The following is a 15,610-nucleotide window of genomic DNA, read 5'->3' as shown; positions in this document are numbered from 1 at the left end:
AAAGCCCCGGGCTCCTGGAGTCCGGGGCTTTTTCCGTCCCAGGTTCCGGGCACCGGGCACCACACTGCGAGAGGTACCCGATGATGACAGACGTGATGGAGCAGAGCGGCGGCCCGACCCGACCGGGGCAGCCCGCAGCGCAGGGCGCTGGGCCGGTGGCGGCCACACCGCCGACGGGTGGGCACACCGAACCGGCCGAGCAGCAGACCGGCACCGAGGAGCCGTCCGCCTCCGCGCGGATCGTGCAGATCAGGGAACGGATCGACGAGATCGACAACGCGTTGATCACGCTCTGGCAGGAGCGGGCCGCGTTGTCCCAGGAGGTCGGGGCGACCCGGATGGCGTCCGGTGGGACCCGCCTGGTGCTCTCCCGGGAACGGGAGATCCTGGAGCGGTTCCGGGTCGCGCTCGGCGCCGACGGCACCCAGCTGGCCCTGCTGCTGCTCCGCGCCGGCCGCGGCCCGCTGTGAGCCACACCGGCCGGCGGTCGGATCACCCGACGCGCTGAACCATGGCCGCGTGCAGCACTCGTCCAGGGGTCACTGACAGACGAAACCGCCTGCCGTCGTCGCGATGACGGCGGCAGGCGGTTTCGGTGACTCACACCTCGTGGGTGGCGACGATCTCGCGCTTCTCGGCGAAGTGGCAGGCGCTCGGGTGGTCCGAGCCCGGCCGGATCTCCAGCAGCGGGACCTGCTCGGCGCAGACGTCCTGCGCCTTCCAGCAGCGGGTCCGGAACCGGCAGCCCGAGGGCGGGCTGATCGGCGACGGCACGTCACCCGTGAGCCGGATGATCGTCTTGTTGTGCCGCTGCGTCGGGTCCGGCACCGGCACCGCGGAGAGCAGAGCCTGGGTGTACGGGTGGGTCGGCCGCTCGTAGATCTCGTCCTCGGTGCCGATCTCCACGATCTTGCCGAGGTACATCACCGCGACCCGGTCCGAGAGGTGGCGGACCACCGACAGGTCGTGCGCGATGAAGACGTACGACAGCCCGAACTCGCCCTGCAGCTGCTCCAGCAGGTTCATGACCTGGGCCTGGATGGAGACGTCGAGCGCCGACACCGGCTCGTCGCAGACGATGATCTCGGGCCGCAGCGCGAGCGCACGGGCGATGCCGATGCGCTGACGCTGACCGCCGGAGAACTGGTGCGGGTACCGGTTGATGTGCTCGGGGTTGAGCCCGACCAGGTCGAGCAGCTCCCTGACCTTGGCCCGGCGGCTGCCCTTCGGCGCCACCTCCGGGTGGATCTCGAACGGCTCACCGAGCAGGTCACCGACGGTCATCCGCGGGTTCAGCGAGGTGTACGGGTCCTGCATGACCAGCTGGATCTGCCGGCGCAGGCGCCGCAGCGCACCACCGGAGAGCTTGGAGATGTCCTGACCCTTGTAGAGGACGCTGCCTTCGGTCGGCTTCTCCAGGTTCATCAGCACCCGGGCGAGCGTCGACTTGCCGCAGCCGGACTCGCCGACCACGCCGAGCGTCTCGCCGGCGCGCAGATCGAAGGAGACCCCGTCGACCGCCTTGACCTGACCGACGGTCTTCTTGAACACCACACCCTGCGTCACGGGGTAGTGCTTGACCAGGTCACGGACCTCGAGGATGTTCTCAGACACGGTTCACCAGCTCCTCGGCGAAGTGGCAGGCGCTGGCCCGGGCATTGCCCACCTGCAGCAGCGGCGGGACCTTTTCCCGACACACCGGCTGAGCCATGGGGCAGCGCGGGTTGAACGGGCAGCCCGGCGGGATGTTCATCAGGTTCGGCGGGAGGCCCTTGATCGTCCGGAGCTGCTGCCCCTTCTCGTCCATCCGCGGGATCGAGTCGATCAGACCCATCGTGTACGGGTGCGCCGGCTTGGCGTACAGGTCGTACACGTCCGCTTCCTCGACGATCCGGCCCGCGTACATGACCGCGATCCGGTCCGCGACGTCGGCGACCACGCCGAGGTCGTGGGTGATCAGGATCATGCCCATCTGCCGCTCACGCTGGAGCTCGGCCAGCAGGTCCATGATCTGGGCCTGCACGGTCACGTCGAGAGCGGTGGTCGGCTCGTCCGCGATCAGCACCTCCGGGTCGAGCGCCAGCGACATCGCGATCATCGCGCGCTGCCGCATACCGCCGGAGAACTGGTGCGGGTAGTTGTTGAACCGACCCTTGGCGTTCGGGATCTTGACCTGGTCGAGCATGTCGATCGCGCGCTTCTTGGCCTCCGCGCGACCCATGCCCCGCCGGACCCGGAACTGCTCGGCGATCTGGAACCCGACGGTGAAGACGGGGTTCAGCGCGGAGAGCGCGTCCTGGAAGATCATCGCGATGCCCTCGCCGCGGATGCGGCGGCGCTCCTCGTCGGACATGCGCAGCATGTCCTTGCCGTGGAAGCGGACCTGCCCACCGGTCACGAAGCCCGGCGGCGTGTCGAGGATGCCCATGATGGTCTGCGCCGTGACGCTCTTACCGGAGCCGGACTCGCCGAGCACGGCGAGGGTCTCCCCCGCGTCGACGTGGTACGTGACCCCGTTGATGACCTTTGCGACGCCGTCCCGGGTACGGAACTCCACCCGCAGGTCGTCGACCTCGAGCAGCCGACCGGAGGGACGCCCGGACCCGCCGGATCCCGGCGCTGACTGCTCGGACACGAGAATGTCGGACAACTGGATCTCCCCTAGCGGAGTTTCGGATCGAGGGCCTCGCGGACCGACTCACCGAGCATCACGAAGCTCAGCACGGCGGTGACGAGGAACGCGGCGGGGAAGAACACCAGCCCCGGCGCGACCCGGACGAACTGCTGCCCATCACTGATCATGATGCCCCAGGACACCACCGGCGACTTCAGACCGACGCCCAGGAACGACAGCGTGGCCTCGGCGCCGATGAACGAGCCGACCATGATCGTGCCGTAGACCAGCAGCGGGGCCAGGCAGTTCGGCAGCAGGTGCTTGAGGATGATCCGGCCGGTGCCGGCACCCAGTGCGCGGGCCGCCACGATGTAGTCGGCCTCCTTGGTGGCGAGCACCGAGGAGCGCATCAGCCGCATCACGACCGGCCAGCTCAGCACGATCAGCGACGCGATCACCAGGCCCATGATCTGGGCCTTGCTGTTGCCGGAGCCCGACCCGTTGAACGTGGTCAGGATGACGATCGCGCCGAGCACGAAGGGCAGACCGAAGAAGACGTCGGCGATCCGGCTCAGCAGCGCGTCCACCCAGCCACCGCGGTAGCCGGAGATGATGCCCATCGTTCCGCCGATGAGCAGGGTGCCCAGCACGGAGAGCACGGCGACCACGACGGAAGCCCGTGCGCCGTAGATGACCCGGGCGTAGACGTCACGGCCCTGCACGTCGTAGCCGAACCAGCCATTGGCCGACGGCTTGTCGAGGCTGCGGGACAGCGAACCGTTGACCGCGTCGCCCGGGGCGAAGAGCGCCGGGAACGCCGCCATCAGCAGGAAGACCAGGATCAGCGTGGCCGAGATCCAGAACAGCGGCTTGCGCCGCAGGTCACGCCAGGCGTCGGCGAGCAGGCCGCGCGGCTTCTCGTTGCTCTGCGGCTGACCCGCGGTGGCGGGGGCGGCGGAGTCGGTCGGGTGTGCGCCAGGGGTGCTGACGATCGATGCGGTACTCGGGTCACTCATAACGGATCCTCGGGTCCAGGGCGGCGTAGAGCAGGTCAACCAGCAGGTTCATCACGAGATAGACCAGCACCAGGACGACCACGATTCCTACCACCGTGGCGCTTTCCTTGGTGATGATCGCCCGGAAGACCTGGCGGCCGATTCCGTTGATGCCGAAGATTCCCTCGGTGACGATCGCGCCACCCATCAGGGCACCGAGGTCGGTGCCGAGCAGGGTCACCACCGGGATGAGCGAGTTGCGCAGCAGGTGCACACCCACCACCCGGCGCATCGGCAGGCCCTTGGCGATGGCGGTACGCACGTAGTCCGCGCGACGGTTCTCCGCGATGCTCGTTCGAGCCACCCGGGCGATGTACGCCACCGACGCGCTACCGAGCACGAAGCCCGGCACGATCAGCTCGGACCACCGCATCTCCGAGGAGACGGTCGGCTTGATGATGCCCCACTGCACACCCAGCAGCCACTGCAGCACGAAGCCGACCACGAAGACCGGCAGCGCGATCAGGAAGAGGGTGGAGACCAGGACCAGGTTGTCCAGGAAGCCGTTACGCCGCAGGCCGCTCAGCACGCCGGCACCGAGGCCGATGATCGCCTCGATGGCGAGCGCCACGAGCGCCAGCTTCAGCGTGTTCGGGTACGAGGTCATGATGATGTCGCTGATCTCGCGCTGCGAGAAGGTCTGACCGAAATCGCCCTGGAGCAGGTTCTTCATGTAGCTGCCGTACTGCACGAAGACGTTCTGGTCGAGGTGGTACTTCTCGGTCATGAAGGCGATGTACTGGTCCGGGCAGCGGCGCTCACCGCACTTGCCGGCGAACGGGTCACCGGGGACGGCCCAGACGAGCCAGTAGATCAGGAACGTCGTACCGATGAAGACCGGCACGAGTTGGAGCAGCCGTCTCAACAGATAACGGCCCATGGGGTGGTCCTCCAGACAGGGGGCGCGTCGGACGGCCGACACGGTGGTGACAACGTGCGAGTGGAGCGTTGTAACACCCACTCGCGGAACGGCCCCGGGTCGGGCTCACCGGATGTGGCGAGCCCGACCCGGGGTCAGACCGTTCGGATCAGAGCTCGACCGAGGTGATGTCGATCTCGCCGACGTTGTTCAGCTCGAGCTTCTTGATCTTCTCCGAGTGGCCGGACTGCTGGCCGTAGAAGTAGACCGGGATGCTCGGGACGTCCTGGTCGACCTTCTCGACGGCCTTGGCGAACGCCTCGTGCGAGGCCTCCAGGCTCGGCGCGCCGCTGGCCTGCTTGGCCAGCGCGTCGACCTCGGGGTTGCTGTACAGACCGTCGTTGGAGGAGCCGTTGGTGACGAACAGGGGGTTCACCCAGTTCTCCACGTCCGGGTAGTCCTGCTGCCAGGCAGCGCGGTACGGGCCCTTCATGGTGTGGGCGTTGATGTTCTGGCGGAAGACCGCGAAGGTCGGCACGCCCTCAGCCCGAGCGTTGATGTTGAGGTTGGTCTTGATCTGCTGCGCGACGGCGTCCATCCAGTCCTTGTGGGCGGAGTCCGCGTTGTAGTAGAAGACCATCTCACCGGTGAAGCCACCGGCCTCGGCGAGCAGCGTCTTGGCCGTCTCCGGGTCGAACTTGCAGGCGGTGCAGTTGCCCGGCTTGGCGCCCGGGGTCAGCGGGTTCGCCCAGCTGTCGGCCGGCTTGCGGGTGCCGAAGAAGATCTTGTCCGAGATCTCCTGCCGGTTGACCGCCAGCGACACGGCACGACGCAGCTTCGGGTTCTGGAAGCGCTTGTCGTAGATCGGGAACGCGATGAACGCGGTCGACGGCGTGACGGTCGAGCGGCCCCGGTCACCGAGGTCGGTCTTCCACTTGTCACCGGCGAGCGCCGAGGTGGGGACAACCTCCATGAAGTCGAGGTTGTTCGCCAGCAGGTCGGCGTAGGCGGCGTTGTCGTCCTGGTACAGCTTGACGTCGACGTCCTTGATCTTCATCTTGTCGCGAAGATTGTAGTCGTCGAAGCGCGTCAGCTTGATGAGGGAGTTGTCCTCCCACGACACGAACTTCACCGGGCCGTTGGCGATCGGCTTGCGGCCGAACTCCTCGGGCTTCATGGTGAAGAACACGTCCGGCAGCGGCATGAAGGCGCTGTAGCCGAGCTTGGTCGGGAAGACCGCGGTCGGCGCCGACAGCGTGACCTCGAAGGTCTGCTCGTCGATGACCTTCAGGCCGGACATCTTGTCGGTCGACGGCGTCGGAGCCTTCTTCGGGCCGTCCGGGCCGTCCGGGTCCGTGGTGTAGGTCTGGTCGAAGCCCGCGATGTCGGCGAAGAAGGTGCCGTTCTGCGCGCCGTTCGGCGAGTAGGCGGCCCAGTTCCAGGCGTCGACGAAGTTCTTCGCCTTGACCTCGGTACCGTCGTGGAACTTGGTACCGGCCTTGATCTTGATCGTGAAGACCTTGGAGTCCGTGGTGTTGATGGACTCCGCCAGCGCGTTACGCGGGGCCCCACCGTCGTTCGGGTACTCGACCAGGCCGGTCCACAGCCAGTCGACGATCTTCCCGCCGCCGGTCTCCGTGGTGTTCGACGGGACCAGCGGGTTCTCCGGCTGGACGCCGTGCACAACGATCGAGCCGTCCGCGCTGGCGGCAGTATCGCCGTCGCCGCCGCTCGAGCAACCGCTCGCGACAAGCGCGGCAGCCGCGCTGAGCGCGATGGCGCTCGTCGCCCGCTTCGAGACTCTCATTCCGAGGGGCCTCCTCTTTCTAACCAGGTTCCGTCGTGGGTTTCACGCACGTTTGGGGGTGACACCGCCCGACCACCCCGGGGCGCGGGTCGCCGGGACCACAGGGAAGTTGGGGACACCCCTGATGTTCCGATCCGCCGGGCTCCCTCACCAACGAGGCGCGACACGACGCAACCGACACAGCCACGGGCCGCCGTGATCGGCAGATTCGTGGTCGTGGGGCGTACGGAGTGCCACACACCGATGGTGAGGTGCTGCCACTGTGACACCCACTGGCCGCTTCCGTGAAGGTGCCGTTATCAAGCCGTTAGTTGCCCGCCACGTTGCCGATACTTGAAAAATGATCATAAAACGGTCGCCGCAGGCAGCGTTGAGCAGGAAATACGTTGCGCCGCCCGAACACGAGGCCTCAGCCCGTGCGCGTCCCCGAGGTCACCCGGGCCCGGTGGGACGTCCGTCACCACTCACGTTTCGAGCCATCCGGATGAGGGTGCCCAGGACTACCCGGCCACGATCACCGGCTGGGTGGACGAGGGTGCGCCGGACGTTTCTCTGATCCTCGCCGCTGGCGACCCACGTCAGACGAGCCGGCGATCCGCCGCCCACCGGGAGAGCTCGTAACGGTTGGACATCTGGAGCTTGCGCAGCACGTTGGACACGTGCGTCTCCACCGTCTTGATGGAGATGAACAGCTCCTTGGCGATCTCCTTGTACGCGTAGCCCCGGGCCAGCAGCCGCAGCACCTCCCGCTCACGGTTGGTGAGCTGGTCCAGCTCCGGGTCGGCCACCGGGGCGTCCGGCCGGGCCGCGAAGGCATCCAGCACGAACCCGGCCAGCCGTGGGCTGAACACCGCGTCGCCGTCGGCCACCCGACGGATCGCGGCAGCCAACTCGTCCGGGGAGATGGTCTTGGTGACGTACCCCCGGGCACCGGCACGGATCAGCCCGATCACGTCCTCCGCCGCGTCGGAGACGCTCAACGCCAGGAACTTGACCTGCGGATGGGTACGCCGCATCGCCTCCAGCACCGCGCGACCGCCACCGTCGGGCATGTGCACGTCGAGCAGGACCACGTCCGGGCCGACGGCGGCGATCCGGGTGACCGCCTCGGCCACCGTGCTCGCCTCGCCCACCACCTCCACGTGGGCGCCCAACTCCGCGCGCACCCCGGCCCGGAACATGGCGTGATCGTCCACCAGGAACACCCGCAGCCGCTCGGGGCGGGCATCCGCCGGGTCGAGGTGCTCGGTCGACTGCTCGGCCATGGTCATCTGTTCCTTTCCGCTGCGGACGAGTCCCGGGAGATCGGCAGGATCAACCGGACCTCGGTCCCCTCCCCCGGGCCGGACCGGATTTCGGCCCGTCCGCCGTGCCGCTTCATCCGCCCGATGATCGAGCCGCGTACGCCGTGCCGGTGGTCCTCCACGGTATCCGGATCGAAGCCCTTCCCCCGGTCCCGAACGAAGACGCTGACCTGATCCGGCTCCACCTCGGCGTAGAGCGACACGGTCTGCACGCCGGCGTGCCGGGCCGCGTTCACCAGAGCCTCGCGGGCGGCCGCCACCAGTGCCCCGACCTTCTCGTCGGTCTCCCGATCGCCGACCACCACCGTCTCCACGCTGATCGCGAAGGTGTCCTCGACCTCGGCCGCGGCCTGCTCCAGGGCGGCGGCGAAGCGCTCGCTCGGCGAGGCGGTGGGCTTGTAGAGCCAGTTGCGCAGCGAACGCTCCTGCCCTCGGGCCAGCCGCTGCACGGTCTTCACGTCACCGGCGTTGCGCTGGATCAGGGCCAACGTGTGCAGCACCTGGTCGTGCACCATGGCGGCCAACTCGGCCCGCTCCTGCTCGCGGATGCGCCCCTCGCGCTCCGAGCGGAGCTGGCTGTACGTCCGCCAGAGCACCGGCGCGGCGACCACGCCGACGCCCGCCAGCCCGACCAGCGCGAAGATCACGCCGTTGATCACCGCGTCGAAGTTCTGTGCCGGCGAGTAGACGGCCGCGACACCGATGATGCCGACCGCGACCAGCACTCCACCGCCGATGAACCGGAGCACGAAGGCCCGGCGGTCGCTCTCCTCGACGACCGCGCCGAGCCAGGGCACCGGCATCGCGTCGCCCCACTGCCGCCGCCGCTCGGGCGCGGACTGGTGCCAGATGACGCCGGCGCCGACCGCGATGATCGCCACCAACCAGCCGGCGGTGCCCGCCGCGCCCACCGAGTCGAAGACCATCACCTGGATCAGCAGGACACCGAGCCCGATCCCCACGAACGGCAGGAGTTGGGCGACATCCCGCCGGGGCGGCACCGCAGTGTCACCGGGACGCAGCGGCACCACCGCCCAGAAGGCCGCGTAGAGCAGCAGACCGAGCCCGCTCAGCCCGAGCAGGACCATGAACGCGACGCGCACCCGCAACACCGAGATGCCGAGGTGGTCGGCGATACCGGCGGCGACGCCGGCGGCCATCCGGTGCTCGGGGGCGCGGTAGAGCCGCGGGGGTGGGGTCACGGTGCTGCTGATCGGAGGCTCCCTGGTCACGGTGGCGGACAGGTCGAGGTCGGTGACTCGATCGTCACACGCTGCGGCGTCGGTGACCACGGGGACGCCCCCGACATTCCGGCCGCAGGATCTCAGGGTGGGGTCAGGGTCGGGTCCTGAGGTCGTTCGGGTGCGCCGGGCAGCAGGATCGAAGCATGACCGAGGAAGCTGCCCCGCCGCCCCGACCGGGGTCGGCACAGTCGGGCGGTTCAGCACCGCCCCCGCCCGCCACCACGCCCACCGAATGGACCGAGCCCCGCACGTTCGGTCCGCACGCTGGCACCGACGCGACCGCCGAGACCGCACCCGGCGATCCGGCCGACGGCTACGCGCCGCCCGCTGCGGGCTACGGCCCAGGCCCGGGGTTCGCGGCGGGCACCGGCTACGGTCCGGGCGGCACGCCACCCGGTGGTCCCGGACCGTCCGCACCGCCACCGCCGCTGGGCGGCACCAGCTTCACCTCACGGTACGGGCTGGTCCGACCGCGCGACGGGCGGTATCTGGCCGGGGTCTGCGCGGCCATCGGGCGCGCCACCAACACCGATCCGGTGCTCTGGCGGGTGCTGCTCGCGGTGCTCGGCTTCTTCGGGGGCATCGGCATTCTGGTGTACGTCGCCGCCTGGCTGATCATCCCGAACGAGGGCGACACCGCGTCCCCTGTCGAATCCATGCTCGGCCGCGGTCGCTCCAGCATGTCGCCGGTGACCGTGATCGTCCTGGGCATCCTGGTCGCGGCCAGCTTCGCGTACATCGTCACCGACGCCTTCCGCGCGGTGCTGCTCGGCGCGGCCATCCTGGTCGCCGGCGCGCTCCTGCTCAACCGGGACGGCCGCAACCCACGGCCCGGCACCCCGGGCGGTCCGCCACCGGCCGGCAACCCGGCCGGCCCGGTCGTCCCACCGGTGGCCTGGCCCGCACCGTCGTACGGCGCGGCGTCGTCGACCGGCCCGGCGGTGACGCCGCCGATGTTCGGCACCGGTCCGGGGTACGCCACCGCGACCACGGGGGCGACGCCCACCGCCACCATCCCGGGGTACGACACGCCGCCGACCAGCGGCCCGCAGCCGGCCACCGCGACGCAGCAGGTGTCCGGGATGGGTCCGGTGTCCGGGCAACCGGCCGGCACGACGGCTGCCCAGCCCGGCTGGCCGAGCACCGCCATGCCCAGCTCCGGTTGGCCGTCGCCACCGGTGAGCAGCGCACCCGCTGCCCCGGCCGGCTACCCGACCGCCCCGCCGCCCTCCGGTTACCGCCCGCCGTTCGCCCCGCACGGTCCGTACGCTTCGCCGACCCCGGCCGCGCCGCCTCCGCCCAAGCCACCGAAGCCGCCGAAGCGCCCGAAGGAGCGGTCACCACTCGGCGCGGTGACCTTCTCGCTGATCTTCCTGGTGCTCGGTCTGGTCGCCCTGCTCGACCTGCTGGACGTCTTCGCCATCAGCGCCTCGGCGTACTTCGCCGCCGCGTTGGCCACCATCGCGCTGGGTCTGCTGGTCGGCACCTGGTTCGGGCGGGCCCGCTGGCTCATCGCGCTCGGCCTGGTGACCGCCGCGGCGCTGGGCACGGCCACCGTCGCCGAGTCCTACGACCGGATCCGAGGGGTCGACGGCGCGGTGACCTGGGCGCCCACCGACTACCGCGACCTGGCGGACCGGTACGAGAACAGCTTCGGTGACGCCGTGCTCGACCTGCGCGGGATCGACTTCGCGAAACGGGAGAGCCAGGTGACGGTGGCCGTCAACTTCGGCCAGGCGACAGTGGTCGTGCCGCCGAACGTCGACGTCACGACGGTGGCCGACGTCAACGCGGGTGACGCCACCGTCTTCGGCAACCGCTCCGGCGGCCTGGACGGCCGTCTGCGGGAATCCACCGACCTCGGCGCGGACGGGCCCGGTGGCGGGACCCTGCGCCTCTACATCCACGTCAACGCGGGCAACCTGGAGGTGACCCGGTGAAGGCTCACCGCACGGATCTGGTGTCGTTCGCCTTCGGGCTCGTGTTCCTGGCGCTGTCCGCCTGGTGGCTGCTCGCCCAACTGCTCGGGCTGGCGCTGCCGCCGGTCGGCTGGTTCCTGGCCGGCGCACTCATCCTGATCGGGGTCTTCGGGCTGGTCGGCGCGCTGCGCTCGGGTCGACCGAGCCAGCCGGAGCCGACCGCCGGGGTCGCCGAGGCCGTCGTGCCCGTTTCCGGCACGTCGGTCTCCGGCGCGCCCAGCTCCGGTGCGCCCGCGCCGGTCTCCGGTGCCGCCACGTCGACATCCGGCGCGGCGCTGCCGGTCTGGGAGGCCGAACGCTCCACCTGGGACACCCCCTCCCCGGACCCGACGCGCATCTCGGACCCGACGTTCGCCTCGGACCGGTCGCTGGAGACGCCGACCGCGGAGGTGCGGGCGGAGGATGCGCCGATCACCGATGTGATCCACCCGGCCTGGCTGGCACATCCGCCGTCGGAGCCGCCGACCGAGCCGATCCCGGGCCGGTCCGGCGGCGCGGACGAGGAGCCGACTCTCGGGGTCCTCGCCCGCCCGGGGACGTCCGACGGGGACGAGCCGACCCGGTCCGACCAACCGGTCGCGGCCGGCGGTGACCACCCGGGCACGGCCGCCGCCGACGATGCGGCAGCCAGCGGCGGCGACCAGACCCGCGACGAGCGGGAGGGTCCGCGCCGGGAAGTCTGACCCCGGGCGCCTGACCCGCGTCGGTCCCCCACAGCCGCACGGCGGTGGGACCGGCGCGGACGGGCGCATATGCTGGCCGGTGGAGATCTCGCCTCCGCCGGCCGGCCCGTCCCGCCCATGGCGGTCCCGCCGCGATTCCCGTCTCTACCCCCGTCAGGAGCCCGCCCGACATGACCCAGTCCCCCGCCGTGCGTACCACCGGCCGGTCCGGTCCGGTCCGCATCGGCGAGCGAGCCGCCCGTACCCTCGTCGCCGAGCTGGCCCGGATCAACGACGCCAAGGCCGCCCTGCTGGTCGGGGTGCACCCGGCCTCCGCGGTGCTGGCCGCGGCGATCGAGGCGCTGCTCCCCGGTGACCGGCTCACCGTGGTGCCCACCGAGCCGTTCGGCGCCGCCGCGCTGCGCGAGCACGTCACCGCCCAGGGCCGCTGGGTCGCCGACCGGGTGAACGTCGTCGACTCGCTGGCCGAAGCCGAGCCCGCCGCGGTCGTCATCGCCGGTGAGGTGTTCACCGGCACCGCCGAGGCGACCCGCGGCGGCGTCGAAGGGCTGGCCAAGTACCTGACCGACGGGGCGGTGCTGAGCGTGGCGACAGTCGCCACGCCCGGCCGGACCGAGGGCGCCGCCGCCGAGCTGGCCCGACAGGACGCCCTCTACGGCGTCGGCGCCGACCTGGTGCTGCGCAACTCGCCACCGGTGCGGGTCTCCCGACTGCGGTTCACCCCGGCCAGCCCGGCCACCGCCGACAGCCTGGCCCCCGCGTACCGGCCGTCGAGTGTGCCGGTGACCCGGAGCATGCACATCGACTCCAACGGTGTGGCGGCGGCGGGTATCGCGCTGGGCCTCGCCGCGCTCACCCGGGTGGCGCGTCCGTCGTCCAAGCTGTGGCTGCTGCCGGCCCTGGCAGCCGGGCCGGTCGCCGCGTTCTTCCGGGACCCCGAGCGGGACGTGCCGGAGGACCCGAGCGCCGTGGTCGCCAGCGCGGACGGAAAGGTTCTGTCGGTTCAGCGGCTGCACGACGAGCGCTTCGGCGACGGCGAGTGGCTGCGAATCGCGGTGTTCCTGTCGGTGCTGGACGTGCACGTCAACCGCGCACCGGTCGCCGGCAAGGTGGTGGACTACTTCGTCGCCGACGGCGGCTTCGTCAACGCGATGAAGCCGGACGCCGAGCACAACGTCGCCGCGTACACCGTGCTGGACACCGCGCGCGGCACTGTGGTGGTCGCGCAGCGGACCGGGCTGATCGCCCGTCGGATCGTGCAGCGCGCGCCGATCGGCGCACTGCTGGCCAAGGGCGAGCGCTTCGGGCTGATCCGGTTCGGCTCCCGGACCGACGTCTACCTGCCCGCCGAGGCCGCGGACCCGCTGGTCGGGCCGGGCGACAAGGTGGTCGGTGGGTCCACGGTCATCGCCCGCTGGCGCTGACCCGCTGACGACGAACGGGGCGCCGCGGTCCGCGGCGCCCCGTTCTGTCTGCTCAATCAGGCGGTACGACGCTGCCGCAGCCAGAGAACCGGCCCGCTGACCAGGTAACCCACCACGATCAGGGCGAACGTCAGCCGGATGTCGACCAGTGCGCCGATCACCGGAGCCAACCAGAGCCACGGCGGCAGCTTCACCAGGCGGGCGAGCTTGGCGTACGGGAAGCTCGACACCATCGCGAAAGCCAGCAACGCCACCCCGGCGACCAGCACGGCACCGGGCACCGGCAGGCCGATCGCCACCGTCACGGCGAGCACCGCGGCGGCCATGGTGGTGGGCACACCGCAGAAGAAGCGGCCGTCCTTCGGCGAGACGTTGAACCGGGCCAGTCGGATCGCGGCACACGCGGCGACCAGGGCGCAGGCCACCGCCGCCGCGGCCGTGGAGACCGAGCCGGCGAGCGACGCGTAGACCACGACCGGCGCGGCCAGGCCGAACGAGCACATGTCGGCCAGTGAGTCCATCTGAGCGCCGAACGGGCTGGCCACGCCGAGGCGTCGGGCCAGCGCGCCGTCCAGACCGTCGAAGCCGACGCAGGCGATCAGGCAGAGCGCGGCCATGCGCACCTCACCCTGCATGGCCAGGAAGATGGCCAGCATGCCGAGCATCAGGCTGGCCAGCGTGCAGGCGTTGACCAGGCCGAACTTCATCCGGCGCGCGATGGTGCGCTCGCCGGGAAGCAGCGGGATCGAGCGGGCCTCGTCGGCCTGCGCCATCGGCGGCATCGCCGGGCTGACCGGTACGACCGCGTCGATGTCCGCCCGGTCCAGGCCCAGTGTCGGGTCCACACCCAGCGTCGGTCGGCTGAGCCGGTCCAGGCCGTAACGACGGCGCTGCCGGTCGGCGTACCGGTGCTCGGTCGGGGTCAGGTCGGTCGGGTGCAGGTCGCCGTCGCGGCGACCGACCCGGACCAACAGCACCTGGCGGGCGAACGTGCTGCTGCGGCGCAACCGGCCCGCCCAGCGACGCCCTGCGGGGCGCGGACTGTCAGTAGTACGACGCCGGCGCCATGGGGCTCTCGGCACGTTTCCTCCATCACCGGATCTGCTGGCCGCCGTGGGGCGGTGTCCGGCTGTCTCGTGCCGGACCTTGCATGGCCCGGCAGCCGTTTTGCGGAGTACACCATCGCATAGGGGAACATGGCTTGGCGATAGCTGCCGGCGGTACTTATAACTGGCTTAAACCGCTCGAACCGCTCGCTTGTTCCCATCCCGGGCCTCATCGCCCGTTTCCTCCATCATTCCCGCCTTTGACTGTACCGGAGGGTCACCAACTCGGCTCAGTGAGCCGAGTGCTATCGGCCACTCTGTCCGATTGCCACGGCAGCGATGTCGCTCAACGGCAGGTCAACCGCCTCGGCCCGGGTGAACCACCCCGCCCGGGCCGTCGACCCTCCGGCGGCTTCGGTGACCGTCGCGTCAGTAGGTACGTCCACCAACACCCGATAGATCACCCGTACGCCATGCCAGTCCAGCGGACGACCCTCCGGGCCGTACGCGGCCGGATTGTGCAGGTTGTTGACGCCGAGGAGCTCCACCACCCGGCCCACCTGCCCACCCTCCTCGACGAGCTCCCGGAGCAACCCGGTGGCTGGCTGCTCACCGTGATCGGTGCCACCGCCGGGCAGATGCCAGAGACCGGCCCCCGGATAGCCCTGCGCGATCTGCGTCAGCAGAATCCGCCCAGCAGGGTCGGTGACCAGCCCGTACGCCCCGAAGCGCAGCCGACGATCGGGGTGTGGCGGCGCAGCCGGATGCCGCGGCCGGTGCGTCCCGGGCGGCAGTGGGGTGACCGGCACACCGAGCGCCTCGGCGGTGAACGGGGTCAGCGGCACCTGCGCCACCTCCGCCGGGGAGAGCCAGCGAGACTGATCAACCAGACCAGCCCCGGCCTCGGGCTGCGCGCCTTGGGGCTGCGCATCCTGCGGCTGAGCCGCCTGGGGTCGCGGGGCATCGGACAGAGCGCCGTGGGGCGTGCTGAGTTCAAACAACAGCCGGTCGGTGTGCAGCGAGATCCTGCCCTCCGAAGAAGTGGCCACATCGGCGACCACCGCGAGCAGTCGAGACACCGTCACCGTCAACCCGACCTGTTCGGCGACCTCGCGGACCACTGCACGCTCCGGGTCCTCGGCATGCCCGACGGCACCGCCCGGCAACCGCCAGAGACCCGGGAATTCGCCTTCAACCCCGTCCCGAACCACCAGGACACGGCCCGAATCCCTGATGAGCCCGTAGACCCCGACCCGCCGCATCAATTGCACCTTTGCTCGCCCCCGCTTCGCACCCCATGCCGTTGATCATGAAGTTATCGCCATCCATCTCGCACTCTGACAATAACTTCATGATCAACGCGAGGTGGCGCATGGGAACCCACGGAGCTGGCGAACCGGCGTCACTCAGGACGAAGCGTGATCCACTCGGGTTCACGGAAGGCGCGGTGTCCCGCGCGCCGGGATACCGCGCCTTCAAGGAACCCGAGTTGATCAAGGGGGTGAGGCCAGTCGATCACAGGGCGAGGCCACTGCGCAGCGGCGGGGCGCGACCACGGGCAGCCGGCGGCAAGCCGGCAGGTCGTGCCGGACGGG

12 protein-coding genes and 1 pseudogene are annotated in these 15,610 nt (G+C 70.4%); 4 read left to right on the top strand and 9 right to left on the bottom strand.

Annotation, left to right across the window (positions count from 1 at the left end):
- Positions 1-80: 80 nt before the first annotated feature.
- On the top strand, positions 81-470 hold the full coding sequence (locus AB0C03_RS28310) for a chorismate mutase (RefSeq protein ID WP_030337837.1): 390 nt from the start codon (positions 81-83) through the stop codon (positions 468-470).
- A gap of 130 nt (positions 471-600) precedes the next feature.
- Here the strand turns inward: AB0C03_RS28310 and AB0C03_RS28305 are convergent, their stop codons facing one another.
- The 7 genes from AB0C03_RS28305 to AB0C03_RS28275 all read right to left on the bottom strand — a co-directional run bounded on the left by AB0C03_RS28305 (position 601) and on the right by AB0C03_RS28275 (position 8,871).
- Positions 601-1,614, bottom strand: coding sequence for an ABC transporter ATP-binding protein (locus AB0C03_RS28305; RefSeq protein WP_357639996.1), 1,014 nt, complete (start codon positions 1,612-1,614; stop codon positions 601-603).
- Positions 1,607-2,635, bottom strand: coding sequence for an ABC transporter ATP-binding protein (locus AB0C03_RS28300; protein WP_030337839.1), 1,029 nt, complete (start codon positions 2,633-2,635; stop codon positions 1,607-1,609). The genes AB0C03_RS28305 and AB0C03_RS28300 overlap by 8 nt, the downstream gene beginning before the upstream one ends.
- Before the next feature lie 26 nt (positions 2,636-2,661).
- Complete coding sequence (locus AB0C03_RS28295) at positions 2,662-3,630, bottom strand: ABC transporter permease (protein ID WP_357639993.1); 969 nt, start codon at positions 3,628-3,630, stop codon at positions 2,662-2,664.
- Positions 3,623-4,549 (bottom strand): ABC transporter permease, encoded by a 927-nt coding sequence (locus AB0C03_RS28290; protein WP_030337841.1) that lies wholly within the window; start codon positions 4,547-4,549, stop codon positions 3,623-3,625. Before AB0C03_RS28290 ends, AB0C03_RS28295 begins: the two co-directional genes overlap by 8 nt.
- Before the next feature lie 148 nt (positions 4,550-4,697).
- The gene (locus AB0C03_RS28285; protein ID WP_030337842.1) at positions 4,698-6,335 is read right to left on the bottom strand and encodes a peptide ABC transporter substrate-binding protein; all 1,638 of its coding nucleotides are present in this window, start codon (positions 6,333-6,335) and stop codon (positions 4,698-4,700) included.
- Between the two features lie 578 nt (positions 6,336-6,913).
- On the bottom strand, positions 6,914-7,600 hold the full coding sequence (locus AB0C03_RS28280; RefSeq protein ID WP_030337843.1) for a response regulator: 687 nt from the start codon (positions 7,598-7,600) through the stop codon (positions 6,914-6,916).
- A 2-nt stretch (positions 7,601-7,602) separates the two neighbouring features.
- Positions 7,603-8,871, bottom strand: a complete 1,269-nt coding sequence (locus AB0C03_RS28275) for an ATP-binding protein (RefSeq protein ID WP_030337844.1) — start codon at positions 8,869-8,871, stop codon at positions 7,603-7,605.
- Between the two features lie 155 nt (positions 8,872-9,026).
- On the opposite strand from AB0C03_RS28275, the gene AB0C03_RS28270 reads away from it, so the two are divergent.
- The 3 genes and pseudogenes from AB0C03_RS28270 to AB0C03_RS28260 all read left to right on the top strand — a co-directional run bounded on the left by AB0C03_RS28270 (position 9,027) and on the right by AB0C03_RS28260 (position 12,969).
- Entirely contained in the window at positions 9,027-10,823 is a 1,797-nt protein-coding gene (locus tag AB0C03_RS28270) for a PspC domain-containing protein (RefSeq protein ID WP_357639988.1), read from the top strand.
- Positions 10,820-11,003: pseudogene (locus AB0C03_RS28265) on the top strand (hypothetical protein); the annotation flags it as partial. The gene AB0C03_RS28270 and the pseudogene AB0C03_RS28265, both read left to right, overlap by 4 nt.
- Before the next feature lie 712 nt (positions 11,004-11,715).
- Complete coding sequence (locus AB0C03_RS28260) at positions 11,716-12,969, top strand: phosphatidylserine decarboxylase (RefSeq protein WP_357639985.1); 1,254 nt, start codon at positions 11,716-11,718, stop codon at positions 12,967-12,969.
- Positions 12,970-13,025: 56 nt separating this feature from the next.
- On the opposite strand, the gene AB0C03_RS28255 is transcribed toward AB0C03_RS28260, so the two are convergent.
- Both AB0C03_RS28255 and AB0C03_RS28250 read right to left on the bottom strand, forming a co-directional pair.
- A complete protein-coding gene (locus AB0C03_RS28255) occupies positions 13,026-13,976 on the bottom strand; it encodes a CDP-alcohol phosphatidyltransferase family protein (protein ID WP_357640137.1) in 951 nt (316 codons plus the stop codon).
- 344 nt (positions 13,977-14,320) lie between these two features.
- Positions 14,321-15,286, bottom strand: coding sequence for an NUDIX hydrolase (locus tag AB0C03_RS28250; protein WP_357639983.1), 966 nt, complete (start codon positions 15,284-15,286; stop codon positions 14,321-14,323).
- Between the last annotated feature and the right edge of the window lie 324 nt (positions 15,287-15,610).

Source organism: Micromonospora parva (genome assembly GCF_040649675.1).
GTDB lineage: Bacteria > Actinomycetota > Actinomycetes > Mycobacteriales > Micromonosporaceae > Micromonospora > Micromonospora parva.
Note: the sequence above shows the minus strand (reverse complement) of the source record. Positions and strands in the feature narration are given on the sequence as shown.